This is a genomic window from Leptospira yasudae, from assembly GCF_003545925.1.
Lineage (GTDB): Bacteria > Spirochaetota > Leptospiria > Leptospirales > Leptospiraceae > Leptospira > Leptospira yasudae.
On sequence record NZ_QHCU01000001.1, the window covers coordinates 485001 to 508924 of the forward strand.

Consider the following 23924-nt stretch of genomic DNA (forward strand, 5'->3'; position numbering starts at 1 on the left):
ATCTGGACGGAGGCTGTTTACGCGAAGGAAGCAGAATCGCATTCAAAGATTATGATACGTTTTGGAGGAATTACTATTACCTAACGGTATGGAACGGAGGGATCTGGAACGAACACGTATATCTTTGGACGAATTCGATCGGGAGCAGGGAGACGTTTTATCTTCGCTTAGACCGGAGTCCCGTAAGAGATTGGAGCCAAGATCTAATCTATCCTTAAGTAAAAAAATGAATAGTCGAACGTTTCGCCGCTCGTAGCATTGAACTTCGATGAAGCGTGTTTCCGTAATCATTCCGGTTCGACAGGGAGAAACGGAAACCGCTTCGCTTTTAAAAGAACTATCCCCTCGCCTGCCTAGCGACTGGGAAATCATCGTATCGCAAAGCGATAGGGGCCGAAACCGGGCGCAAACCTTGAACAAAGGCGCCGAACAATCCCAAGGTGAATTCCTGTGGTTTCTTCACGGAGACAGCCGTATTTCTTCCGAGACGATCCCCTCTCTCAAAAAAGCGATTTCCGAAAAGCCGAACGTATTGCATTATTTCAAACTGCGATTTTATCCTGCTCACCGACTGATGAAGATCAATGCATGCGGCGCCAACCTTCGATCGCAAATTCTCCGTTCCCCGTTCGGGGACCAAGGCCTTTGTATTCAAAAGGGAACATTCCTCAGCCTCGGCGGCTTCGACGAATCAACCTCTTACGGCGAGGATCTTTTATTTGTATGGAAGGCACAACAAAAGGGAATTCGCTTAAACCGAATCCCCTCCTATCTTTATACGAGCGATCGCAAATATCGAAAGCAAGGCTGGATCAAAATCACGATTTTGCATCAGTATCTTTATTGGAAGCTGGCAATCCGTCATTTCGGCTTATAAAACATTCAATTCTTAGAATATTATAATAACATTAAAATACCGTTCTCCATTTCGAAGCGTATGAAATTCTTCCGTTATAAACTTTGTCTATAGGGAGAATTCTAACCTTGAAACCCGTTCTTTTTGTGCGTTCCGTCACAATACGGCTTGTTTGAAGATCCTCCACATCTGCAAAGGAACGCCTCCGTCACACGATTGACGGTTCTTCCCGTACCGGAACAGACTTCGAGATTCCCGCTCACTTTTAAAGGACCGTTGTGAGTCGGTTTGATTGTAACCTTTCCGTTCCTGACTTCCAACGGAGAAGATTCTTCCGTTAACGGTTCTCCGGTCGCTGCGAATCCGATCGAGCTATGGCTTGAATCGCAGAACGGTTTGTTTTTGGAGGCGCCGCACCGACATAACGTTACGCGAAATCCCGGATCGGTTTGCCCTATGATTTCCAAGTCGGAATGGAACGCAAGCGGACCGTTTTCGCGGACTCGAACTAAGTTTACAAGAGGAGCTTTTTCGTTTTCCGATTCGATCTTGCTCGTAAAACGAATCGCGCCGGAAGGACAGTTCAACGCAAGATTTTGAATTTCGCCCGAAGTTGCGCGATCGGGATAAATCCATTCTCCCTTTACGTTCGGAACGAAAACGTCCGGTCGATTGAGAACGCAATTTCTTGAGTGAATGCACTTTTTTCCGTCGAACTGAATCGTGATATTCTTACCGGAAACCGTTTCCATATTTTTACTCCTGAATCGAATAAAACTATATCCTAAAAGAAAAATAAACCAAGTAGAATCGTGTAAAGACGTCCGAAGGTTACGTAGATTCGTACAATACTTCCAAAGAAAAACGGAGAATTTCGATTCCTCCTAAACCTCCGGTTTCATTCCGTGCGAAAAATCGTCCGTAAGAATTTCGAATGCGGCTTTGCGATTCGAAGTTAATTTCAAAAAAGCAAGATCCTCCTTTCGTTTTACATAAAGTTCCGCGCTCGCGATTTTACTGTTAAGACAATGTTTCCAACCGCCGGGCGGGTTCCAATATTGAAGACAAGCGAAGTCGTCCGGTTCCGCATAAATTCTACCTTTGAGTTGAATCTCATTCGAACTCGCCGAAAAATTCCAATCGAAGTAGCGATAGTTCGCTCTTCCGAAACTGCCGAGAGGATGATTGAGTTTATAATCCTTACCGCGAAAACGAAACACAATCGGCGTGATCGCCGGAGTCCAAATCGGTCCGATCTTCAACTTAGCCGTTGCAAGTTCCAGAAAAGAATCCGGCTCTTCCGCAAAGCCGACGACCTGCCCCCAAGCATATTGATCGGTGTGCTTTGATCCCCAGTTATGATTGTGGCTTCCGATCCAATCTTTGATCGAAACTTCATCGGAGCCGAGTTTTAAGGTTCCGGAAAGTTTGATCCAAGGATTTCCGACCAACACCTTCGCTTTCGGAAAACCACCTTCATACAGATTTTCGGGAAAAAGAAAAAGAGGAGGACTGCCTCCTGAAATTTTCAAATCCCAGAAAAAATTCTCCGGACCTTTTTTATTTCCGGCTTTTCCGATTAAATAAGAATCCGTCAGTTCCGATCCGCCGATCACTACGGAAAGCGGAGTGGATTGAAATTTGCATTGATCGATCGGGAACTCCGACTTGGAAACAAAGTGGCTTTTCTTGTCCCCGTCGAAATAGATCGCCCAAAGTTCGCCGATCGCATTTTCGGGATGTCGTTTCGGCGAAAAAATCGTATAACGAATCCATAATGCTCGATGAGAATTCGGATCGTTGGCTCGGACGAACCAGCTTTCATAGTGACCGTTTGCGTCGTTCGGTTTAAATCTAGGATGATTGAAATTGGAGATAATCCCGCTCATAAGTCCCTTTACATCGATTTGCTTTTTAGATCCGATTCGATTTCCGTATTGAAGCTCAAATCGGAGAATTCCGACTCTTCATACGGGAATCCGCCGCTCTCACAAGAACAATCCTGTCGGGAAATCGGTTTTTTTTAGGTTTGCGGAGAGAATTTTTGGGAAAAAGAGTCAAGGTGATTTTTTTGCAGGTAATTTGTCGGACCAAATATTGGCCCGCATTTTCTTTCAAAAATGCAAAAAAGTCCCTTATAACACGTCAGGAAGAATCAAGCAGAGGTTCTTTAAGATTTTTTTTGATGAAACTTGTGCTTTTGAAAATGGAATTCGGCTGGAAAGAAAGATGACTTTGACTTTCGTCAGGTCGACATTAGAAACGAATTCGCATTTCAAAATCGGCTAAGGAACGAATACAAAATTCGAAAGAAGCGTCTCTATAAGTTCCGTTTTGATAAAATCGCTCTCCAACAAAAATCACTCATTGCGCTGAGGAACATTTTTTCCATAGAATCGGATCGCTTCAATCACTCCGCTTCTTCGAACAATAACAAACGTTGCTCCCGGCGAACCGGCTCTTGCACAAAAAATCAATTATTTTCATCCATATACATTCATAATTTATAATATATTTAATCGTTACCTTGATTGTGTGCGAGATTTCAATTTTTACTCGACAAGATTTTGAATCAAAGTAGACTCATGTTCGCTCGACGCTGATAGAAAACGGCTGAATTATCTTTTTCGAACGTCCATCTCTCTTCTTCACTTACCGATCACTTATATTTCGATTATAAAACACCGTTTGATAATGCAGAACTCTGTTCTAAAATAAATTCGGAACAAATTCCTTTTCATCGAACGGATTAATTTTATATGAGTTTTTAATTTTTGTTTGATCTTCTTTCGATTTCGGATATGCCTTCGATTCAGTGAAGAGGATGAATATGAAAAAAGAAATATCGAAAATCATCTGTATCGGTCTCTTGTGTTTCGTATTACCGAATTGTTCGGATAAGAGGAACGATAACGAATCAATCTTAGCGTTGTTAAACGAAACGAACAATTCGGCAAATCTCAACGATCGAAAACCCGCCGATGGACAGACGCTTCTTACATCGACCGCACCGGACGTATTTTTAATCGGAGCGGGAAAAGCCGACATTACCGGTCCGTTTGTTCAATCAAGCACCGGCTACAATAGTCCCGGAGATCAAATGTCCGGTCTGGCAATGCGTCTGTTTTCAAGAGCCTTTGTCATCGAACGCCCGGGCGGAAACACGGTCGCAATCGTTACGAACGACATGCTTCACATGTATCAGAGCGTAAAGATGGGAGTGATCCAAAAACTACAGGCCGATGGTTACGGTTCCGTTTTTAATCGGGAGAACGTGGTTTTATTCGCGACTCACACGCATTCCGCTCCCTCCAACGTCTCCTGGTACACGTTGTTCAATCTCTTCAACGGAGTCGTCGGATTCGACAAAGTGCATTACAATATCATTGTAAACGGAACCGCCGAAGCGATCAAAGCCGCTTATAATCAGCGAAAACAAGCAAGAATCCGCATCGCATCCGGAACCCTTTCCGGAGCGGCCCACAATCGTTCTTCCGCCGCTTACGAATGGAACTTGGATAAATCGAATTACACAAAGAACATCGAGGACACGATGACCCTTCTCCGTTTCGAAGGAATCGACGGATCTCCGATCGGTCTCGTAAACTGGTTCGCAGTTCACGGAACTTCTTTGGGGATTACAAACCGAAGAGCGCACGGAGACAACAAAGGATACGCTTCTTATCTTGTGGAAACTACGATGGGAAACAATTTTGTCGCGGCATTTCCCCAAGGTCCGATGGGGGATTCAAGTCCGAATCAACCGAATCCTACAGACGTCACGAAACCGTTTCTAAGACCGAACGACTTAGATCCGAATCTCGACGCTCTGGAAAATCCGATCGTTCACGGAACTCTTCAGGGAAACAAAGCTCTCGAGTTGTACAACTCCGCCACGAACACGGTTACGGGTAACGTAGGTTATCGACATTCTCACGTTACTTGGAATAGAAAAACTGCGATCGATTCTTCGTATATCGGTTCGAACAGCATGCCTTGGGATACGACGTCCAATGCTACGACTTGTGTCGCGACGATCGGCGGAGGATTTCTTGCGGGGGACGAAGAAGGCGCTCCGGTTGAATTCGCTAAAGAAGGAGAGATTCGGAATGATTTCGTTTTAGAAAACGGAGTTTGGGTTAAGAAAAAATACAATCTTTCCAATTTAAGCGGAGCCGCTCAGATTTTGGGAGCGCTTTGGCCTCTTGCACAACTCGCGTTAAACTCCACCAAATACGAGGAATGCGATAAGGAGAAGTTTACTCTTCTTCCCGTGGGAGAAGTCGACAGCTTTTGGTTTCCGAATCCTCAGGTTCCGTTCGTTCCTGTGATTCTTCCTTTGCAAGTATTGACGATCGGAAACACGGCGATCCTGACGGCGCCTTTCGAAATCACAACCCAAGCGGGAAGAAGATTGAAAGCAAGAGTCTCCTCCACTTTAGCTAACGCAGGTTATACGAACGTGATCGTGGGAGCGATGGCGAACGCTTACGCGCAATATCTGACAACCCGGGAAGAATATTCCGCACAGCACTTCGAGGGAGGTTTTACAGCGTATGGTCCCTGGTCGAACGCCGCAATTCAACAAGAGTTTGATCGAATTGCGAAGGATATAGTCGCGGGAAGAACCACGAGTCCCGGACCGAATCCTCCCGACCTTTCCAATCAACAGTTCGTTCAAACTTGGTTGTCGCAAAACGGAATCGTAAACGACGGAGGCGATTTCGGAAAGGTTCTAACGGATGCGAACAATTCCTACAATAAAACAAGAGATACGGTAATAACTAAGTTTCAAGGAACACATCCGCGCGTCGTTCAAGATAAGAAGTTGGACGGAACTCTCGCGTCCTTTTACGATCCGAGCCGTTATTCCTATCTGGAAATCCAAAAGAAAAACGGAACCCAATGGACTACGATCGCGACGGATAACAATCCTTACACGGCGTTCGATTGGGCAAGAACGGGAGGAGATCTTTCTCCGACTTCGGAGGTTACGATCACATGGCTGGTTCGGAATCAAAGTCCGGGAACATACAGAATCGTCTACAACGGTCTGGCAAAACAATTCTGGGTATTCTTTTGGACCTATAAAAAAGTTACGGGAACATCCAAAGAATTCACCCTACAGTAAATCGGATTTCCGTTTCCAAAAGAAGCCGCGATGTCCGTTTCGCGGCTGCGGCTTCTTTTCCGACAACCTATCTAATACGGAAGACGGAAGAGTGGAAGGGATAAATTAAAACGGACCGCCACGATCCGGATCGTCACGACTAAAAGGACGGAAAGTCCCATGTTCCAGTCGGAATTCACATTCAAATATCCTAATAGAATGTAGAGCGTGGCGCCCGCAAGACAAGCGGTCGCGTAAATTTCCTTTCGAAAGATCAAAGGGACTTCGTTGATCAAAGTATCGCGGATCACTCCTCCGAAAATCGCGGAAATCATTCCGAGAATGACCGATCCGAACGGATTGACTCCGGCCGCAAGGGAGATCTTCGTTCCGATCACCGTATAAATACCGATTCCGATCGAATCGAAAAGAAAGATCTCCCTTCGAAATCTTCCCCAATAACGAGCGAACAAAAGGGTGACGATAAAGCCGATAAAGATCGCCCAGAGTACGTTCTCATCCCGAACCCAGGCGACCGGATAATTTCCAAGAGTGATGTCTCTCAGAGTTCCTCCTCCGATGGCGGTGATAAAACCCGTAAAGAACGCACTGAAAATATCGTGATGATGTCCCTTCTTTTCGGCCGCCGCCAACGCGCCCGAGATCGCAAAGAATCCAACGCCAGTCAGTTCGATGTAATACGATAAATCCATACGATTCTAAATCTACAAAAGTTGGATCAGTTCCGATAGTGAGTTCAGATCCCCGTCTTTCTTTTTCAGATACGATCTCCAACCGAGGGATTTCGGCACGGCGACGTCGAGATCGTATTTATCTCCGCAATATACGAGGGATTCTCCCGGAAGTTCCACAAGACGCATCGCTTCTTCAAAAATCTTCGGAGACGGCTTTTCGTAACCGAACTCCGCGCTTACGATTACCGGATTCAAATATTCTAATATTCCTTTCGCTTCCAGAAGCGCTTTGAGTCTGTGATCCCAATTCGAAATCACGCCGAGTCCCCAATTCTCATTTTTACAATGTTCCTTGAGATCCCAAAAGCCCGGATCGACGGTCCAAAGTTCCGGATCCGCAAATCTATGATAGATGATCGGAAAGGCTTTTTCAATCGATACACGATCCGGAATTCTTTCCAAAAAATCCTCAAGCAGCTCCTTCCACCAACCGGGCGTCCCTCCCGGATGATGTTGATATTTGTCGCGATGATCCGGAGGAGCGTTCTCATTCATCTTATGCCAAGATTCGGAAAAGGCCTTCCGATACACTTCTCCCGCATTCTTTTCTTTTTTTAAACCGGCTTCCAAAAGAATCTCAAGGTAGGTCTCACCCGCCGATTTTTTCAGATGAAGGATCGTGTCGCCCACGTCCAAGAACAGATATTTATGATAACGCACGGACTTACTTTTATCGACCCCGATGTTTTTGCATCAAGGTTTCGATCGTATTTTCGAATTCAAAAATGACTTGTAAGCCGCGTTCCAAGATTCATGCTCTGGGTATGCCAAGCGCGAACTTCTCCATTGGAATCTTTATTTTTTCCGGTGTCACACAACTCGACTTCACCGGACCTTACGAAGTGTTTTCGAGAATCCCGAACGCTAAGGTCTTTCTTTTTGCGCAAACGAAAGGAGCGATCACTACGGAATCGGGAATGAAGTTCATCCCCGATTATGATTTTTCGGATTGTCCCGATCTGGACATTCTTCTTGTTCCGGGCGGCTCCGGCACGACGATCTTAATGGAAGAATTCGAGGTTCTTGATTTTTTAAAAGAGAAAGCGGAGAAGTCCAAGTTCATCACTTCCGTCTGCACGGGTTCCTTGGTTCTCGCCGCGGCGGGTCTTCTCGACGGTTACAAAGCGACCACACACTGGCTTTCTTTGGATGTCTTAAAATTATTTCCGGTTCAGATTTCGGGAGAACGTTTCGTCAAAGATCGAAACAGAATCACTGGGGGCGGCGTTACCGCGGGAATCGACTTCGCGCTTTTCCTGACCGCCGAATTTTTCGGAACCGATCTTGCGGAAGAAATTCAATTGATGATCGAATACAATCCGGCTCCTCCGTTTACTTCCGGTCATCCTACAACGGCAACTTCTCATTTGGTTGAGAAGGTGAAGTCAAGTCGGGAGACCGCTCAGAATCGTCGGAAAGCTGCCGCGATCCGGGTCTTAGAAGCGCGGCCGAGAAATTAACCGACCGACGCGGGTTCGTCCGAGCATTCGGAAAGGGTGTGGGAACTCCTGCGTTTTTCCGATCGTTTTGTAGGACCTCCTACTTCTTTCCAGGAATTTAAGGAAGATTCGAGTTCGGCTCAGCCCCTTTTTGTGGGAACTCCCACACTTCACAAAAAAAATCGACCTACGGGAGAATTCTCCCCTGCTTCAAAACTGAACTGCAGCCTATGTTTCTTTTTTAATGAGACATAATCTGAAAACAAAACACCTCTAAACGGTCCGATTGTAAGAGTTCCCACATTCCTTGAAGCACAGTAAATTCTTGACCTTTAGTTACAAATTACATATTTTGTTATTTGTAACTAATTTCATCCCAGGAGAAATTCAAATGATGAAGCAAAGAAAGTTAGGAACACAAGGACCGCTCGTTTCCGAAATCGGCCTCGGTTGTATGGGAATGTCGGACTTCTACGGCACAAAGGAGACTCGGGATCGGGCCGAAAGCATTCGCACGATTCACACGGCTCTGGATGCGGGAATCAATCTTCTGAACACGGGGGATTTTTACGGGATCGGACACAACGAGTTGTTGATCGCGGAGGCATTGAAGTCGGCTCCGAACCAACCGCTGATCAGCGTAAAGTTCGGAGCGATGAGAACTCCGCAAGGAGGGTTTACCGGTTACGATGCAAGACCCGCCGCGGTCAAAAATTTCGCCGCGTATTCCCTAACCCGACTCGGAGTGGAAGCGATCGATATCTATCAACCGTCCCGCGTAGATCCGACCATACCGATCGAAGAAACGGTGGGTGCGATCAAAGAGCTGATCGAGGAAGGAAAAGTGCGTTATCTCGGATTATCGGAGGCTTCTCCCGAAAATATACGACGTGCGCATAAAATCCATCCAGTGACCGCGTTGGAGATCGAATACTCGTTGGCAACGAGGTTGATCGAAAAGGAAATTCTTTCCACAGCAAGAGAACTCGGAATCGGAATCGTCGCTTACGGAGTTTTATCCAGAGGACTTCTTTCCGGAAAAATTTCGGGCCAACTGGAAAGCGGAGATTTTAGAAATCATTCTCCGCGCTTTATGGGAAAAAACCTTGAATCCAATCTGGAGCGGGTCAATCTGCTTCAAGAACTTGCAAAGGAAAAAGGCTGTAGTCCCGCACAACTCGCGATCGCGTGGGTGCTTCATCAAGGAGACGATATCGTTCCTTTGATCGGTTCCACGAAGACGGGAAGTCTGAAGGAAAACTTAGGCGCGCTGAACATATCTCTCAACCGCGAAGAATTGAATCGAATCTCGGAAGCGTTTCCGGACGGTTCCTTCCAAGGAGAAAGATATCCCGCGTTTCAGATGCAGACCGTAGCCAAATGATGTATGCCCAGAACAGGCTTAACGCCCGATGAACTTTATAACAAGGCGCTCGATTCGACGGAGGAAGAAATCCGACGCAACGGAGTCGAACGTCTTAAGCTGACCGACATTGCAAGAGAGCTCAATGTCAGTCACGCGGCTCTCTATAAATTTTTTTCGGACAAACAGTCTCTTCTGGACGAGGTTTCCAAACGATGGCTGGATAGAATCGATCGGGAATTGGAAAGAATTTCGAAACAGAATTCTCCGGTCGAAACGATTCTCACCGAATGGTTCACAACCTTGCACACGATGAAACGTGAAAAGGTTCTTTCCGATCCCCGCCTTTTCGGCGCGTTCAATCTTTCCGCGGAAAAAACCAGACCGTTCGTCGTGTCCCATCTCAATCACATGGCCGAACTTCTCGAAGGCTTAGTGCAAACGGGAATTTCAAACGGAACGTTTCATTGTTCGAACGCGAAGGAAGGAGCGAGAATTCTCTTCGAAGGAACCGCGTCCTTTCATCATCCCCGTTTGGTTTTGGAATCGATCGAAGAGGATCGCAGACAAGCGCTCAAGGCGCTCATCAAAACTTTGCTCGCGGGTTTGAAATCAAAGACGTTGTAAACCGGTTTTTGGGAATTTTAGAGGAGTTCCCACATTTCAAAAAATCTTTGATTCATACTTTTGCGGCGATTCTTAGTCGGAACAATCGATGCCCGAAGAAAATTCTTCTTTTCTAATGTTTAGGATGAATCAAATGCGGTTCGTCCAAGTCCTTCCATAACGCGGAATTCCCGATCGTAATCGAAGCCTCGTGAATTTCCTTTAAGAACGCTTCTTCCTTTTCCGGATTTTTTTTCTTATCTTTCGAATCCAAAGATTCCTTTACTCCCGAAAGAATCTTATCCAAGAGAAATGAAATCGGTTTGTCCCAGATCGCCGAAGTGGTCACGATCACCATTCTTCTGTGAGGAATCACATACACGAACTGACTTCCCTTTCCGTTCGCCATAAACGTTTTTTTTCCTTCGAACTGATGCGTCCACAATTGATAACCGTAATTCTGCGACGCTCCCGGTTGGATCGCCTGCTTGATCCAGTCGGGCTTAAGAATTTTTTTGCCTCGATAAATTCCTTTATCCAAATACAGAACGCCTAACTTCAACATATCGATCGGCTTGAGTCTTAAACCGAAACCTGCGGTTTGTCTTCCCGACGGAGAAGTATACCATTCATATCCTTTGAAATCGAGCCATGAGAACAAAGTCTTTTCGGCGAAATGAAGCAGAGTCATTCCCGCTTTGTTTTCCAAAACCGCGGCGGCAAGTTGAGAATCTCCGTTGCTGTAATCGAACTTCGTTCCGGGTTTATCCTTCACTTCGGGAAGCAGCGCGATTACGAGAGGATCTTCCGCAGTACGAATGTCTTCCCGTTCGGGAAACTCGGACCAACGCATTCCCGAAGCCATGTGAAGAACGTCTCTGAGTTTTAAGGATTCTTTTCCATCCAAAAGAGGAAACGGAAGATTGCCGAGCGAACGCAAAGAATTCATCACAGGTTCGTCCACGTTTTTCAGAACGCCTTCCAAGTTGAGAATTCCGAGCAAGGTGGAAGTGACCGTTTTTGTGACGGAGTACACGCTGTGGTTGTGGTCGTGCGTAACTCCTCCCGCATAACGTTCCATCACGAGCTTGCCGTCTTTAAAGATCAGGAGAGAACGGACTTCGATTCCTTCTTCCCGGATCGATTTTGATAAGCGAAGTAAGGGCGCGGAATCCAAACCGGCTTCTTCGGGAAGAGCGATCGGAAAACCTTCGTAAGGAGTTCGATTCAGTTGTTTCGGGGCGAATGAACGCGCCGCGCTTCGTAAAGCGACTTCTCCCTCGGGCTGGGTGGAAGCACAGGAAAGAACGAATCCGATCCAAATCAAAAAAAGCCAAATTCTCATACAACGCTCACTCTTTTTAGTAAAACAACCAAATCGATTCTTTTTCTTTTGGATTTCCCAATTTTGAAATTTATCGAACGACCCATAGGGAGTGAGATAGCTGGAGCCCGCGGAGCGATCAGGCGAAAGCTCTTTGCGTAGCAAAGATGAGCGCCCGAACTCAGTAAAACGCTCTCTACGGATCGCGTTTTAGGAAGCGACTTGCTGAGCTCAGGGAGCGAGATTGAATTATGCCGAGTGGCTCTTTGCGTAGCAAAGATGACCGATCTAAGTTGCGCCCCAAAACGCGATTCATAGAAAGCGTTGCGTAAAAATTACGCTCGTCCTTCATCTGATTCAGTAAATTGCAACCGATGGGTCGCGATTTAAGATTTGAATCGCTTTTTTTCGGATCTTCTGCGAAGATTCAGAAAGGCAATTCCGATGAATCGTACATTCATACTTCGTTCTTTATTGATCTGCTTTTTATGCGTCGCTGTTCCGCATCTGGGTTGCCTCGTTCGAGTGGATTGGGACGGGAACGAGAAGAATGTCAAGAAGGGCCCTTCTCCCGATGCGTTTCCTACGATCGAGGATGCAAACCTTACCCAAGCGGAACGAGCCAGGTTGATTCGGGAAGGAAAACTAACGCCCCTTTCTCCGGACGGTCTCGCATTGATTCACGGCCGAGATTCCGGTTTTTCCTACGAACACGCCTGCACGCAACTTCTCGCGAAGTGCCAGGGGAATTGTATGGAGGAATGGTATCCGTTCACGTCCATTTTCTTGCCGATCATAGGTTACAGAAGCGCGAAACAAAGACAGTGTATGGATCGATGCAATCAATTCTGCAAACTTCCGAGTAGAATTCTTTCGGGAGAAACGAGCACAACTCCGACGACTCCCGGTCCTCAAAGCCAGTGAGGTTCAATCAAAAATCCTAATATAGATTTTGCCTTTCGAAAACCGGAAAAAATCGACGTTTTTTATACCGTTCCGATTTTAATTCCGAAGAGATTCTTATAATTATCATTTCCGCTTAACGGTTAAAAATTTCTTGCCATTTCCGATAAATCGCCGATGCTTTCCCACCTGGAGAAAACATGGCCGACTCAAAAGAAATCGTCGTATTTACAACGCTAAGCGATCGGGATCTCGCGGAGATTCAGATTTCAGAAATGCTTCAGGAAGGGATCATTATCTCAGGAACGATTTTTCCCGAAGTTACGCTGATGTATCAGTGGGACGGAAAGATCGCGATGGATACGGAAAACAAGATCATGATTAAGGCGAGATCGGATCAATATCCTAAGATCGAAGAATTCATCATGAAACATCACCCTTACCTCGCTCCGGAAATCATCCGTCTCGACGTAAGTTTCGGCAGCGAGAATTATCGCAAATTCATTAAAGCGAAGATCGATAAGGCGGGCTGATCGTCTCTTAACCTTCTCCGCCGCCCGTAATATTTCTCAAAACCCTGCTGATGATTTCGGGTTCCAGCAAAAGGGCGAATGCGATTCCGCATAACGCACCCCAAAGATGCGCGTCGTGATTGATTCCGTCCGACGCCGCGTTTCTCGAAGAAAAATACGTATACACAAGGTAAAGAACGGCGTAGATCGCGCCCGGAATCGGGATCGGAATAAACATCATATAAAGCGATAAGCCCGGATAAAACAGAATCGTAGCGAACAAAACTCCGCAAACGCCGCCCGACGCTCCGAGAGTCGCATAAAGCGGGTTATCCGAATTCTTTCTCCAGGAAATGACGCTCGTAATCAGAATCGTTCCTAGATAAAAAATCAGAAACTTGATCGGGCCTACGGTCAGTTCCAAATTCTTCCCAAACGAATAAAACGAAACCATGTTGAAGATCAAATGCATCCAATCGGCGTGAATAAAACCGGAAGTAAGAAGCGTGTAATAATTCTTATCCCGCTCTAGTCGATACGGTGTTAGAATGAATTTTCCGAGTTTTTCCTCGGACGCAAAACACCAAACGCTCAAACCGAAAGTGACAAGACAGATCAGTATCGTAATCAAGATGAATTCCTTTGTGTTAGTTTTCTGCGGAAGAATCGTTCGTCTGAATCGACAACATCTTATCCCGTAGGATCGCGGCTCTTTCGAAATCCAGATCCTTAGCGGCCTTCATCATCTCTTCGCGGAGTTTATCCTTCAATTCTTCCTTGTTCGGGAACTTCTTCGAATTGAATTTTTTATCCACGTCTTCGAGAATCAGATCCTCGGAGGTTTGTTCTTTTTCTTCCCTTTCTATGATGTCGCTGACTTCTTTTTTGATCGTGAGCGGAGTGATTCCGAATTTCAGGTTGTGTTCTTCCTGAATCTGTCTCCGCCGTTTCGTTTCGTCGATCGCCTTGGCCATCGAGTCCGTCATCTTATCCGCGTAAAGAATCGCGGTTCCGTTCACGTTCCTCGCGGCGCGACCGATGGTCTGTATAAGAGATTTATAATTTCTTAAAAAACCTTCCTTGTCCGCGTCCAAAATCGCAACCAGCGAAACCTCGGGAATATCCAAACCTTCCCGTAAAAGATTGATCCCGATCAGAACGTCGTGAATCCCTTTCCGCAAATCGCGGATGATCGCGACACGATCCAAAGTTTCCACTTCGGAGTGAAGATAAGCGACCTTCAAGCCGATCTCTTCGTAATAATCCGTCAAATCTTCCGACATTTTTTTCGTGAGAGTCGTCACCAAAACGCGTTCTCCGGCTTCGATCCGTTTGCGGATTTCGACGAGAAGATCCTCGATCTGATTTTTAGTGGGACGCACTTCCACGATCGGATCCAAAAGTCCGGTGGGACGAATGATTTGCTCCACGACTTTGGAACTTTTTTCCAATTCGTATTCGGCCGGAGTTGCGGATACATACAAGGTTTTCGGAGTCAACGTTTCGAACTCGTTGAAGTTCAAAGGGCGGTTGTCGAGCGCGCTCGGAAGCCGGAAGCCGAAGTCGACTAACGTCTGTTTGCGGGCTTTGTCACCCGCGAACATTCCTCCGATCTGAGGAATCGTAACGTGCGATTCGTCCACGATCAAAAGAAATTCTCCCTGAAAGTAGTCGATGAGACAAGCTGGACGTTCTCCGGCTTTTCTTCCGGTCAAATGTCTGGAATAGTTTTCGATTCCGTTGCAGTATCCCATCTCCTGAAGCATTTCCATATCGTAATTCGTGCGGGAAGTGATCCGTTCCGCTTCGAGAAGTTTGTTGTTCTTTCTAAAAAAATCCGCCTGCATTTCCATTTCGGAACGGATGTTTTCGACCGCTTCTTTGACCTTGGGACCGGAAGTGATGAAGTGTTTTGCGGGATATATATACGCTTTTTCTAATTTAAGAAGGGTTTGCGCCGTTACCGGATTGATTCTGCTGATCGAGTCGATCTCGTCCCCGAAAAATTCGATCCGGATTCCGTCGGTATGATACGCAGGATAAATTTCGATCGAATCCCCTCTTACGCGGAAGTTTCCCCTCGAAAAGTCGATGTCGTTTCGATTGTATTGAATATGAAGAAGTTTGCGGATCACCGCGTCGCGCTCTATCGTATCACCCACTTTTAATGCGACAACGGAGTTCGTATATTCTTCCGGCGAACCCAAACCGTAGATGCAGGAAACCGAACTTACGATGACCACGTCCTCCCGTTCCAAAAGGGAAGAAGTAGCGCGCAACCTGAGTTTATCGATCTCTTCGTTGATCGAGCTGTCCTTTTCGATGAACGTATCGGAAGAAGGAACATACGCTTCGGGTTGATAGTAATCGTAATACGAAACGAAATATTCCACCGCGTTTTCGGGAAAGAATTCCTTGAATTCTCGGAAGAGCTGTGCCGCCAAAGTTTTGTTATGCGACAAGACGAGCGTAGGTAATCCGAGATTCTGAATCACCTGAGCCATCGTGAACGTTTTACCGGAACCCGTCACGCCCACGAGGGTGACTTTCTCTTCTCCCTTTTTGAAAGAAGAAGCGATGTTTTCGATCGCCTTAACCTGATCTCCGGCGGGTTGATATGCGGAATGGATTTTAAATACGGCGGCCATAACTACGAAAGTTTTTTCTTGGCGTTGAACTGAGCCTGTTTTCTATCTTCTAAGATTTCCAGATCGAGTTCGTCGAACAATTTCTGCATCACCATCATACCGCGCATGAGAGTCGCGGTGGAGGAGAATTTTCCACGTTCGATGTCCTGTTCCAGATTCAATTCTTTGAGGTTGTTTACGATTTTGATGAAGAGCGTTTTATCCCGGTCGATGGAATATTCCACTTCGACCTCGGTTCCGTCCCCGTATTTTACGGCGTTTTCGACCGCTTCCAACGCGCCGATACAAAGATCGATGACGATGTCCTCGGGAGTTCCCTGACTTTTTAAGAAGAATTCGAGACGGCTTCGGACGTATTGCATCGGCTGATACGCGATCTTGCCGAGAAGAACATAACTGTCCTTAGACGGGAATTTTTTTCCCTGGATTTGATCGGGATGAATGTGAAATTCCTTCGCGTTGAACTTGCTGCGTTTCACAGTTCCCGAATTTACGAAACCTTCGAGGATTTCGGAGACGACCGAATTTTCGATATCGGGTTCGTCCTTGAATTTGCGGAGAGTTTCCATCCGAATCCACGCGAAAAAATCGTTCACGGAGCCGGTCAACCCCTGAGAAAGCATCGACTGAATCTGCTTTTCGATTTCTTCTCGAGAAAGATGGAAGCTCATACTTTATCCATTGGAGTGTGGAATTCTGAACGTGTAAATCCGTTTTTACCAGGACCGGATTTGGCGCATCGCTTCGTACGAAATCACCGCGACTGAATTGCTCAGATTCAAACAACGGGAAGAATCTTCCATCGGAATTTTTAAGATCTTCTCCGCATTCCAAGAATTTTTCAGTTCGGCGGGAACACCCGACGTCTCGTTTCCGAACAAAAAAGCGTCTCCGTCCTTGTAGCGAACGTCCGTGTAAGAGCGCCTACCGTGAATCGAAATCAGATACAGATCCGTTCCCTCCGGAAGGACCGCTTTAAATTCTTCTAAAGAAGGATGAAGTGAAAGTTTCACCTTATCCCAGTAGTCGAGCCCCGCTCTGCGCGCTGCCTTTTCCGAAAGGTCGAACGCGGCTTGTCCGACGATATGGAGTTCCGCTCCCAAGGCCACGCAAAGTCTCGCGATGTTTCCGGTGTTGGGAGGGATCTCGGGTCTGTAGAGTCCTATATGCAGAGGCATCGGATCATTTTTTCTTATTCTTTTCCAATGACTTCTGGAGAATCGCTCCGAAGGAACTCGTCGATCCGCTCGTGTCCGAACTCAGATAACTGCTGTAGTCCATTCTCTCCTGAATCTCTTTCGCCTTTTGAATCGAAAGGGAAATCTGTTTTCTTTCGGGATTCACTTCCATTACGAAAACGTCAATTACGTCTCCGGGTTTAAAACTTTGATTGAGAGGAACGCGGTTCGGAATTCCGGTTTCTCTTCCCGGAACGAGTCCGTTGAAATGATCGTCTAACTTGACGAAGAGGCCGAACGGCTTTAAAGAATCAATCGTTCCTTTTACGATGTCGCCTTCCTTAAACGGAACGGTCTGCGCCCAAGGATCCTTTAGAAAATCCTTAACCGTTAATGCGAACTTCTGATTTTCCCAATCGATGCGGAGAACGCGCGCGCGTAGAGTTTGGCCGACTTGAAATTCCTTTTCGAGTTCCGGATTTTTTTTGTAGGTCGCCTCGCTGATCGGAATCAGCGCGTTCAGTCCGTCCATCTCGACGATCAAACCGAAGTTCTGAATCGTTTTGACCTTGCAGGTGACGAACATACCTTCTTTGAGTTCCTGTTTGAGGACGCCGAGCTTCGCTTCTTTCGCGCGATCGGAGATTTTCTTTTGGGAAACGATGAGTTTGCCTCTCGTTCCGATGTCTTGAATCAAAAACTTGAGACGTTTGCCGACCAAACCCGATTTTTTAAACTCGGGATCGATCTGAGAGAAAGGACAAAAGCCGGTAAATTCTCCGATCTTAACGTCCGCACCGGATTCTCCCTCGCTGATGAATTGTCCGAGTACGGGGATCTCCGCTTTTTTAGCGATTTCTAATAGATCCTTGTTGAGCGAATCGCCGCTCAGACAAGTCGTGAAGTGAACGTCGCCGTGATCCTCTTTCAAAAAGTAGGCTTCGATTTCTTCTCCGGGATTCGGAAGACCGGACTCTGCGAATTCTTCGGAAGAAATGATTCCTTGGAGTTTTCCTTCCTTCGCGGTTACGAAAACGAAATCCTTCTTAGCGGAGTTCACGACCGCGGTGACTTTCGTTCCAGCTTCCATCGCCTTTTTCTTTTTGAAGGAAGCGTCCAACATTTTTTCGAAGAGTTCTTTTTCGGATTCTTTCATTTATTTTTCCCTCTCTTTTTTTGACTGGAAGCCGGTTCCTTTCTTTCGGGCGGATATGAAATTTCTCCGGCGATTGTTCTGCGGAGGGATTTCAAATTCTTTAAATCGACGAGCGGATCTTCCGTAAAAATATTAATGAATGCGGGTTTGCCTTCGCGGATTTTTCCTTCGTGCGGAGCTTCGATAAAACCGCAGGTCGATTCGGTAGCGATACGGATCGTCTCTTCGTTGCCGAGAGCGTTCGCGAGAATCCGCATTTCTTTCCATCCGCCGATTCCGGGATGAACGTGAAGATAGCCCGTGCCGGACGCGAGAAGCATTCCTTGACTCAGATTTTTTTGTCTGACTAAAAATGCAAGATAGGAATTGTATTCCTTCTCCGCATTCTTCCGATCCTCTTCTTGTATGTGCGAAAGTTTACCGGCGAACTCGGGTTCGGGCGCGATGTTCTTCGCAAAGTAAGAACTCCATTCCTTCATCGCGTTCAGATCGGTTTCCCATTCGGGAGTTCCCGCAATCTTTTGATAATAATACACGGAGAACATCGGTCCCCAGTTCATGTTGCGGAACACACCCGGAGAAATTCTTCCCGCGATCGTATCGGGAACGGGATGATACAAGGTCGGAATTCCTGCGTTGATGCCTTCGAGAATACTGTATTCGTCGCCAAAGGCGGATAACGCTAGTTTGATGTTTTCTCCGTCCGCGGCCTTTTTCAATTGGTATAAAAACGGACCGTCGAACGAAAACGTTTCCCCTTCTTGATAACGCGAAAACAAATGAACGGGAGAAGCGGGTCTCTTTTTGATTCTTGCGACCGCGTCTTGCGAAGAACGAATCACATTGTAACCCGGCAAGTTTCCTAAATGTTTCGTTTCCGCGCTCTCGGCGATCCAAGGCGCTTCCGTCTTTTTAACCCAGGGAGAATTCTTTCTGGAATTTTCCGCATCCTTCAAAAGCGTAACGACCCATGCGGGATCTCCCACGGAAAGAATTCCGGTGAACCCGTGCGCCAACAAAGATTGCAAAGAAAGATAAACTCCCGCCCGATCTTTTTGACCGCCGAGGGAATCCGTGGACAACGTGACGTTCGCATCACAAAAACCGGGCAACGCATACGAAACTTTTCCAGAGAAAGAATTTATTTTTTTGATCGATGCGATCTTCCCGTTTTCGATTCGAATTTCCGAAGGCTCGGAATATTCTTTTTTTCCGGGAAGAAGATAACGTACCGCGTTCAAGGTGATCGATTCGGAGTTCGCCGATTCGGTTATAAACAATAACGTTATCGAAAAAACAATCGGCTTAAAAAGAACGCGGATGCGATCGAATTCGGAAAGATGCTTCTTTTTTCCCTTTCTAAAAATGACTCTCTTGACAAACAAAACAGATTCCGAAATGTTCATGGATGATGGGGCAGGAAATCCGAGATATATCCGACAATATCCGGCTAACAATTGAGAACGGAAAAATCCTGTCTCTGAAAACCCACAGGATGACTCATTCTGTCGAAGAGCATATCCAAGAGGCAGTCGGACTGATTCTGGATAAGGTAACTCATCCTACTCTGGTTCCTACGGTTTATACTATAATAAAAGAGTTGGCGATCAACGCCTGCAAAGCAAACCAAAAAAGGATTTTTTTCGAAGAAAAAGGTCTGGATCTAAACAACGCTTCCGATTACGAAAAAGGAGTTCGAGAATATAAGAGTATTTTCAGCGAAGCGATGTCCGAACGTTACGGACAAAAGGCAAAGAAGGAAGGATATTATTGCCTGATCAGTTTTCATTATTCCTTCGACGGAATTCGGATCGAAGTCGTAAACAACGCACCCGTCACGCAGCAGGAAGAAAAATCTCTGCGCGAAAAACTGGAAAAGGGAATGCGTTATAACGATATCGCACAATTTTATTTGGACAATGCCGACAACACGGAAGGCGCCGGAATCGGATTGGCGCTGATCTTAATCATGCTCAAGGGAGAAGGAATCGATCCTTCGTATTTCAGAATCATCATTCGCGAAGACGTCACGATCGCGCGATTGGAAATTCCGCTGACTCCCGATTTTCAGAGCATACGGAAACTCGATCATAAGAATTAAATGCGACAACTTCCCCTTTCCGTTTGTATCATAACACTCAACGAAGAAGACAATTTAGAACGTTGTCTAAAACCACTCGATTTCGTTTCGGAAATCATCGTGGTCGATTCCGGTTCCAAAGACAAGACCGTGGAGATCGCCAAAAAGTATAAGGCTAAAGTTCACAAAAGAAAATTCGACGATTACGTATCGCAAAAAAACTTCGCGCTATCGTTGGTCAAAAACGAATGGGTTCTCACCTTGGATGCGGACGAAGAAGTTTCACCCGATCTCAGGGAAGAAATCCTTACTTTATTTGCAAACGGACTTCCGAGCGAAGACGGTTATTCGACGCCCCGATTGACTTGGTATTTGGGAAAATGGATTCGTCACGGCGGATGGTATCCGAATCGACGCATCCGCTTGTTTCAAAAATCCAAGGGAAAATTCGGCGGCGGACTTGTCCACGAGACGGTTCAAGTTTCCGGAATATGCAAGAAACTGAATTCTCCGGTATATCATTATTCGTATAAGAATATCGGGGATCATATCCGTTATATCAATTCGTATTCCGAGTTAGGCGCTCAGGAAAAATTCCGCGCTGGGAAAACGAGCGGGCTTTTCCACGCGTTCTTGGAAGGGTTTTACAAGGCGTTCTGGATGTATGTGATCCGGTTCGGATTTTTGGACGGGAAGCAGGGTTTCGTTTTGGCGCTTTTCGGATTTTATTATAATTTTTTAAAGTATATCAAGTTGTACGAGTTGAATCTGAAGAACCGAAAGTCGGATTAAATTTCGGCGCGTCCTGAGTCACGGGGGCGGGTTTAAGATTACTTGGATTTCAATCGAACGAACCGATTTTTTGGAAGAGAAAGCAGTCTGCGAATTGCTTCTTATGAGTCCGCAATTCAAGGCGGTGAAAGAACTCAATAACGCCTTCCTGAACTCAGCAGCTGCTTCCTATGGGGCGGCGCCGGAAACTCAATAACGCCTCCCTACGGGGCGGCGCCGGAAACTCAGCTAACGCCTCCCTACGGGTCGGCGTTAATCCCTTCTTTCTTTGTTGTGATTGATGCGGTTCATGATGTAAAGAGCGAGAAGACCGCCCAATAAAACCGCGAGCAAGTTTACGTTGGAGATTTGGTAAATACCGAATTTCGGCGAAATGAGCCAGAGAACGATGGAACGAATGAAGTCTTGAAGCAGGGAAAGAATAATCAGAGATCCGAGTAACGCAACGATGAGCGCTCCCCAAAAACCGCCGAGGAGATCCTTGCGCTTGTAGTAATAATAATACCAGGAAAGTGCGCCTGAAATTCCAACGACAAAAAGAACATCCAGAATCGTGGTCCACCACGGTGAGCCTGAAAAAGAAGCAAGCGGCGTCAAAAAGAGTTGTGCGCTCAATCCGTGTAAAAAAGAATCAGGTAAATTCAGTAGGCTCATTCCAATACAGCATTTTCGGGAATTGTCTTTTAGTCGACTCATTTTACGACTCGTTCTAAAACTTGCTTCTTTTGGAGCAAAAAAGTCTAAAGCTCCGAGCCGACCCGCTCTCTTTTATAAGAAACGAATCGAAGAGATAAAAATTTCCGAGCCTCCAACGGAAAAGCGCAACTCTAAAAACGAGAAAACCAAGTTTGAACCAGAAAACAAATCAGCACACTAAGACTTTTGGTATAGTCGGATTTCCCCTTTCACACTCGCTTTCACCGCTCATTCACAATTCAATTTACAGAGACCGGGGGATCGACGCTTCCTATCTCGTCTTCGAAACGCCCGAACTAAATTCGGAAACGATCCGAAACTTTAGGGATTCCGGGGTTCTCGGACTATCCGTTACCATTCCCCACAAAGAAAAAGCCTTCGCTCTCGCGGACAAAGCCGACGACGCCTCCTCGATCATGAAAGCCTCGAATACGCTTCTCATAGGACCCGACTCGATTAACGCGCATAATACGGACGGAGAAGGCGCATATCGATCCATCTTAGAATGGTCGCCGGAATCCTTACAAAAAGGAAAAACCGTCATACTCGGAAGCGGAGGAAGCGCACGCGGAATCGCTTACAGCCTTGCGACTTCCGGAAAAATCAGCGACTTGATTCTCTGCTCGAGAAACGAAACGACCGGAAACGAAATCTGCGCGTTGATCGAGGAACACACAAACGTAAAAACCGAATACGTCACACCCGACGAGATAATAAACCGAAGCGAGGAAGTCGCGTTAGTCGTTCATACGACCCCGCTCGGAATGAAAGGACAATCACCCGGTCCTTTTTTACCCGGAGAATTCTTCACATCTTCCATGACTCTTTTCGACATCGTTTATAATCCCCTCGAAACGCCGCTCGTAACGGCCGCCAAAAAAAACGGAGCGAAGATTATTCCCGGCTCGGAAATGTTATTGTATCAAGCGATGAAGCAGTTCGAACTTTTTACGGGAATATCGCCTAACACGGAAGATGTGATCAAAACAAGAGAACGTTTGTCTCACGCGCTCGCAAATCGATGAACTCAGCGTCGCATTCCGGTTTTTTCGAATTCATCGACGGACTTTCCAACTTGGAAAAGACGAGGAACTTCAACGTCTTTACTGGTTATTCCCTCGAACCATTCGCGAACGTTCTTTCCAAATACGGTTTCGATCGGAGAAGCGCTTCCACACTTTGCAGAATTTCCGTAGTGGGAACGAACGCCAAAGGTTCTATCACTCATTTTTTGGGAGAATTCTTTCGGCTTTCCGGATTCAAAACCGGACTCTATACTTCTCCGCACCTTATTTCTCCCTTGGAAAGAATCCGAATCGGATCGCAAAACGAAAACTTCCGCGAAGTCGAAGAGCGGGAACTCGACCGATTGTTAAGCGAATGGAAAACCAAAGGCGCCGAATCCGATCTAAAAACCTTTTCCTTTTTCGAACTCTTTACCCTTGCCTCCTTTTTCTTTTTCGAACAAGAATCCGTCGAGATTCAAATCTACGAAGCGGGGCTAGGAGGAAGACTCGACGCGACCAAACTCTGCAACCCGGATGTGGTCGTTTTGGGAAGTATCGGACTCGATCACAAAGAAATTTTAGGAAACACAAAACTACAAATTCTCCGGGAGAAGCTCGGGATCTGCGGCTCCAATACGAAATCGCTTTTTGCGATCGAACAAAAAGAACCAGAGCTGAACGAAAAAATCCGGGAGTTCTGTTCCCGAAACGGAATCGAATGTTTTATTTTTTCGCAGACCCCGGTCGATGCGGACTATCTTTCCCGAAACAAGAACTTTAGTTATCAAGTATTTCAGAATATTCTAAACTTAGAATTCTTTAATAAAATCAACGAAAAGTACAAGAACGAAAGCGATTTTGCAAACAAGCGCGAAACGGAATTTGAGTCCACGGACCATCGAACCAAACTCAAAAACAGATTTATAAAACATCCTTTGGCGCATTACGAAAGCAGAATATCGCTTCCGCCCGGAAGATTGGCCGTTCTTCAAGATTCCCCTCTGCTCGTGTTTGATCCGGCTCATAATCCGGACGCGTTTTTCGAAACATTACGAAGTCTGAAATCTACCTATCCGAAATCGCGGTTTCAAGTCCTCGCGGGAATCTTAAAGGACAAAGACGGAAACGGAATCGTGGAAATTCTCCGGACGGCAAAAGCGCAATCCGACATTACGGACTTTCGGATTCTCGCCGATGCAGGATTTTCGCTTCCGCCGGATTGTTTGCCCGAAGAGACGTTGGATCGATCGCAGTTTCAAGAAAGAATTCTTTCCGCTACGCAAGCGCAGGAACCGATTTTGGTTTTGGGAAGTTTTCGATTGTTTCCGATCGTAAAAGAACTGCTCGATAAAAACAAAACGGATCGAGGAAAGAATGAAAGGCTCAAAGAAGAAGGATAAGGCGAATCGTCCTTTCCGAATCGAATTCCGCTTCGAATTTTACTTTAGCAAAACACGCACCAAACGACTCCGCTTAACATTCTTCCGTTTGAAAACAGG

At 46.2% G+C, this 23924-nt stretch carries 24 protein-coding genes (1 of these 24 only partly in view); 12 read left to right on the plus strand and 12 right to left on the minus strand.

Annotated features, from left to right (window positions below; all coding sequences use genetic code 11):
- Positions 1-218, plus strand: partial view of a sphingomyelin phosphodiesterase gene (gene sph, locus DLM76_RS02400; RefSeq protein ID WP_241548184.1) — the final stretch only. The gene continues 1411 nt to the left of window position 1, outside the view; the window shows 218 of its 1629 coding nt (coding positions 1412-1629); its start codon lies beyond the left edge, outside the window; its stop codon occupies positions 216-218.
- A gap of 50 nt (positions 219-268) precedes the next feature.
- Positions 269-877: a glycosyltransferase gene (locus DLM76_RS02405; RefSeq protein ID WP_118964258.1), complete on the plus strand. Its 609-nt coding sequence runs from the start codon at positions 269-271 to the stop codon at positions 875-877.
- Positions 878-978: 101 nt separating this feature from the next.
- Here DLM76_RS02405 and DLM76_RS02410 read toward each other — a convergent pair whose 3' ends face one another.
- Together DLM76_RS02410 and DLM76_RS02415 are read right to left on the minus strand one after the other, a co-directional pair.
- Positions 979-1608: a CDGSH iron-sulfur domain-containing protein gene (locus DLM76_RS02410; protein WP_118964259.1), complete on the minus strand. Its 630-nt coding sequence runs from the start codon at positions 1606-1608 to the stop codon at positions 979-981.
- Between the two features lie 132 nt (positions 1609-1740).
- Complete coding sequence (locus DLM76_RS02415) at positions 1741-2745, minus strand: hypothetical protein (RefSeq protein ID WP_118964260.1); 1005 nt, start codon at positions 2743-2745, stop codon at positions 1741-1743.
- A 941-nt stretch (positions 2746-3686) separates the two neighbouring features.
- Here DLM76_RS02415 and DLM76_RS02425 point away from each other — a divergent pair.
- Complete coding sequence (locus DLM76_RS02425) at positions 3687-5987, plus strand: neutral/alkaline non-lysosomal ceramidase N-terminal domain-containing protein (protein ID WP_118964262.1); 2301 nt, start codon at positions 3687-3689, stop codon at positions 5985-5987.
- Between the two features lie 71 nt (positions 5988-6058).
- Here DLM76_RS02425 and DLM76_RS02430 read toward each other — a convergent pair whose 3' ends face one another.
- Positions 6059-6679: a trimeric intracellular cation channel family protein gene (locus tag DLM76_RS02430; RefSeq protein ID WP_118955125.1), complete on the minus strand. Its 621-nt coding sequence runs from the start codon at positions 6677-6679 to the stop codon at positions 6059-6061.
- A gap of 12 nt (positions 6680-6691) precedes the next feature.
- Positions 6692-7381: an HAD-IA family hydrolase gene (locus DLM76_RS02435; protein WP_118955124.1), complete on the minus strand. Its 690-nt coding sequence runs from the start codon at positions 7379-7381 to the stop codon at positions 6692-6694.
- 104 nt (positions 7382-7485) lie between these two features.
- Here DLM76_RS02435 and DLM76_RS02440 point away from each other — a divergent pair, with 104 nt between their 5' ends.
- From DLM76_RS02440 to DLM76_RS02450, 3 genes are all read left to right on the plus strand, one after another.
- A complete protein-coding gene (locus DLM76_RS02440) occupies positions 7486-8181 on the plus strand; it encodes a DJ-1/PfpI family protein (protein WP_118955206.1) in 696 nt (231 codons plus the stop codon).
- Positions 8182-8554: 373 nt separating this feature from the next.
- Entirely contained in the window at positions 8555-9544 is a 990-nt protein-coding gene (locus tag DLM76_RS02445; RefSeq protein ID WP_118964543.1) for an aldo/keto reductase, read from the plus strand.
- Positions 9545-9547: 3 nt separating this feature from the next.
- Positions 9548-10150, plus strand: coding sequence for a TetR/AcrR family transcriptional regulator (locus tag DLM76_RS02450; RefSeq protein ID WP_118955123.1), 603 nt, complete (start codon positions 9548-9550; stop codon positions 10148-10150).
- A gap of 112 nt (positions 10151-10262) precedes the next feature.
- On the opposite strand, the gene DLM76_RS02455 is transcribed toward DLM76_RS02450, so the two are convergent.
- Positions 10263-11474: a serine hydrolase domain-containing protein gene (locus DLM76_RS02455; RefSeq protein ID WP_118964263.1), complete on the minus strand. Its 1212-nt coding sequence runs from the start codon at positions 11472-11474 to the stop codon at positions 10263-10265.
- A gap of 423 nt (positions 11475-11897) precedes the next feature.
- Between DLM76_RS02455 and DLM76_RS02460 the strand changes: the two genes are divergently transcribed.
- Positions 11898-12377 carry an LIC_10730 family protein gene (locus tag DLM76_RS02460; protein ID WP_167450710.1) on the plus strand — a complete coding sequence of 160 codons (480 nt, stop codon included), beginning with the start codon at positions 11898-11900 and terminating at the stop codon, positions 12375-12377.
- 179 nt (positions 12378-12556) lie between these two features.
- A complete protein-coding gene (gene cutA / locus DLM76_RS02465; RefSeq protein ID WP_118955121.1) occupies positions 12557-12889 on the plus strand; it encodes a divalent-cation tolerance protein CutA in 333 nt (110 codons plus the stop codon).
- A 7-nt stretch (positions 12890-12896) separates the two neighbouring features.
- Here the strand turns inward: cutA and DLM76_RS02470 are convergent, their stop codons facing one another.
- The 6 genes from DLM76_RS02470 to DLM76_RS02495 are packed head-to-tail and all read right to left on the minus strand — an operon-like array spanning position 12897 to position 19256.
- Positions 12897-13499 carry a rhomboid family intramembrane serine protease gene (locus DLM76_RS02470; protein WP_118964264.1) on the minus strand — a complete coding sequence of 201 codons (603 nt, stop codon included), beginning with the start codon at positions 13497-13499 and terminating at the stop codon, positions 12897-12899.
- Between the two features lie 16 nt (positions 13500-13515).
- Positions 13516-15516 carry an excinuclease ABC subunit UvrB gene (gene uvrB, locus DLM76_RS02475; protein ID WP_118964265.1) on the minus strand — a complete coding sequence of 667 codons (2001 nt, stop codon included), beginning with the start codon at positions 15514-15516 and terminating at the stop codon, positions 13516-13518.
- A 2-nt stretch (positions 15517-15518) separates the two neighbouring features.
- On the minus strand, positions 15519-16187 hold the full coding sequence (locus tag DLM76_RS02480; protein WP_118955118.1) for an ATP-binding protein: 669 nt from the start codon (positions 16185-16187) through the stop codon (positions 15519-15521).
- A 45-nt stretch (positions 16188-16232) separates the two neighbouring features.
- A complete protein-coding gene (locus tag DLM76_RS02485) occupies positions 16233-16694 on the minus strand; it encodes a tRNA (cytidine(34)-2'-O)-methyltransferase (protein ID WP_118964266.1) in 462 nt (153 codons plus the stop codon).
- A gap of 4 nt (positions 16695-16698) precedes the next feature.
- Positions 16699-17850, minus strand: coding sequence for a S1 RNA-binding domain-containing protein (locus DLM76_RS02490; protein WP_118964267.1), 1152 nt, complete (start codon positions 17848-17850; stop codon positions 16699-16701).
- A complete protein-coding gene (locus DLM76_RS02495; protein ID WP_118964268.1) occupies positions 17847-19256 on the minus strand; it encodes a hypothetical protein in 1410 nt (469 codons plus the stop codon). Before DLM76_RS02495 ends, DLM76_RS02490 begins: the two co-directional genes overlap by 4 nt.
- Before the next feature lie 2 nt (positions 19257-19258).
- On the opposite strand from DLM76_RS02495, the gene DLM76_RS02500 reads away from it, so the two are divergent.
- Together DLM76_RS02500 and DLM76_RS02505 are read left to right on the plus strand one after the other, a co-directional pair.
- Positions 19259-19951 (plus strand): histidine kinase, encoded by a 693-nt coding sequence (locus DLM76_RS02500; RefSeq protein WP_118955114.1) that lies wholly within the window; start codon positions 19259-19261, stop codon positions 19949-19951.
- Positions 19952-20722, plus strand: coding sequence for a glycosyltransferase family 2 protein (locus DLM76_RS02505; RefSeq protein ID WP_118964269.1), 771 nt, complete (start codon positions 19952-19954; stop codon positions 20720-20722).
- Between the two features lie 252 nt (positions 20723-20974).
- On the opposite strand, the gene DLM76_RS02510 is transcribed toward DLM76_RS02505, so the two are convergent.
- Positions 20975-21367 carry a hypothetical protein gene (locus DLM76_RS02510; RefSeq protein WP_118955203.1) on the minus strand — a complete coding sequence of 131 codons (393 nt, stop codon included), beginning with the start codon at positions 21365-21367 and terminating at the stop codon, positions 20975-20977.
- 203 nt (positions 21368-21570) lie between these two features.
- Between DLM76_RS02510 and aroE the strand changes: the two genes are divergently transcribed.
- Both aroE and DLM76_RS02520 read left to right on the plus strand, forming a co-directional pair.
- On the plus strand, positions 21571-22443 hold the full coding sequence (aroE, locus tag DLM76_RS02515; RefSeq protein WP_118964270.1) for a shikimate dehydrogenase: 873 nt from the start codon (positions 21571-21573) through the stop codon (positions 22441-22443).
- Positions 22440-23825, plus strand: coding sequence for a folylpolyglutamate synthase/dihydrofolate synthase family protein (locus tag DLM76_RS02520; protein WP_118964271.1), 1386 nt, complete (start codon positions 22440-22442; stop codon positions 23823-23825). The genes aroE and DLM76_RS02520 overlap by 4 nt, the downstream gene beginning before the upstream one ends.
- Positions 23826-23924 lie beyond the last annotated feature (99 nt).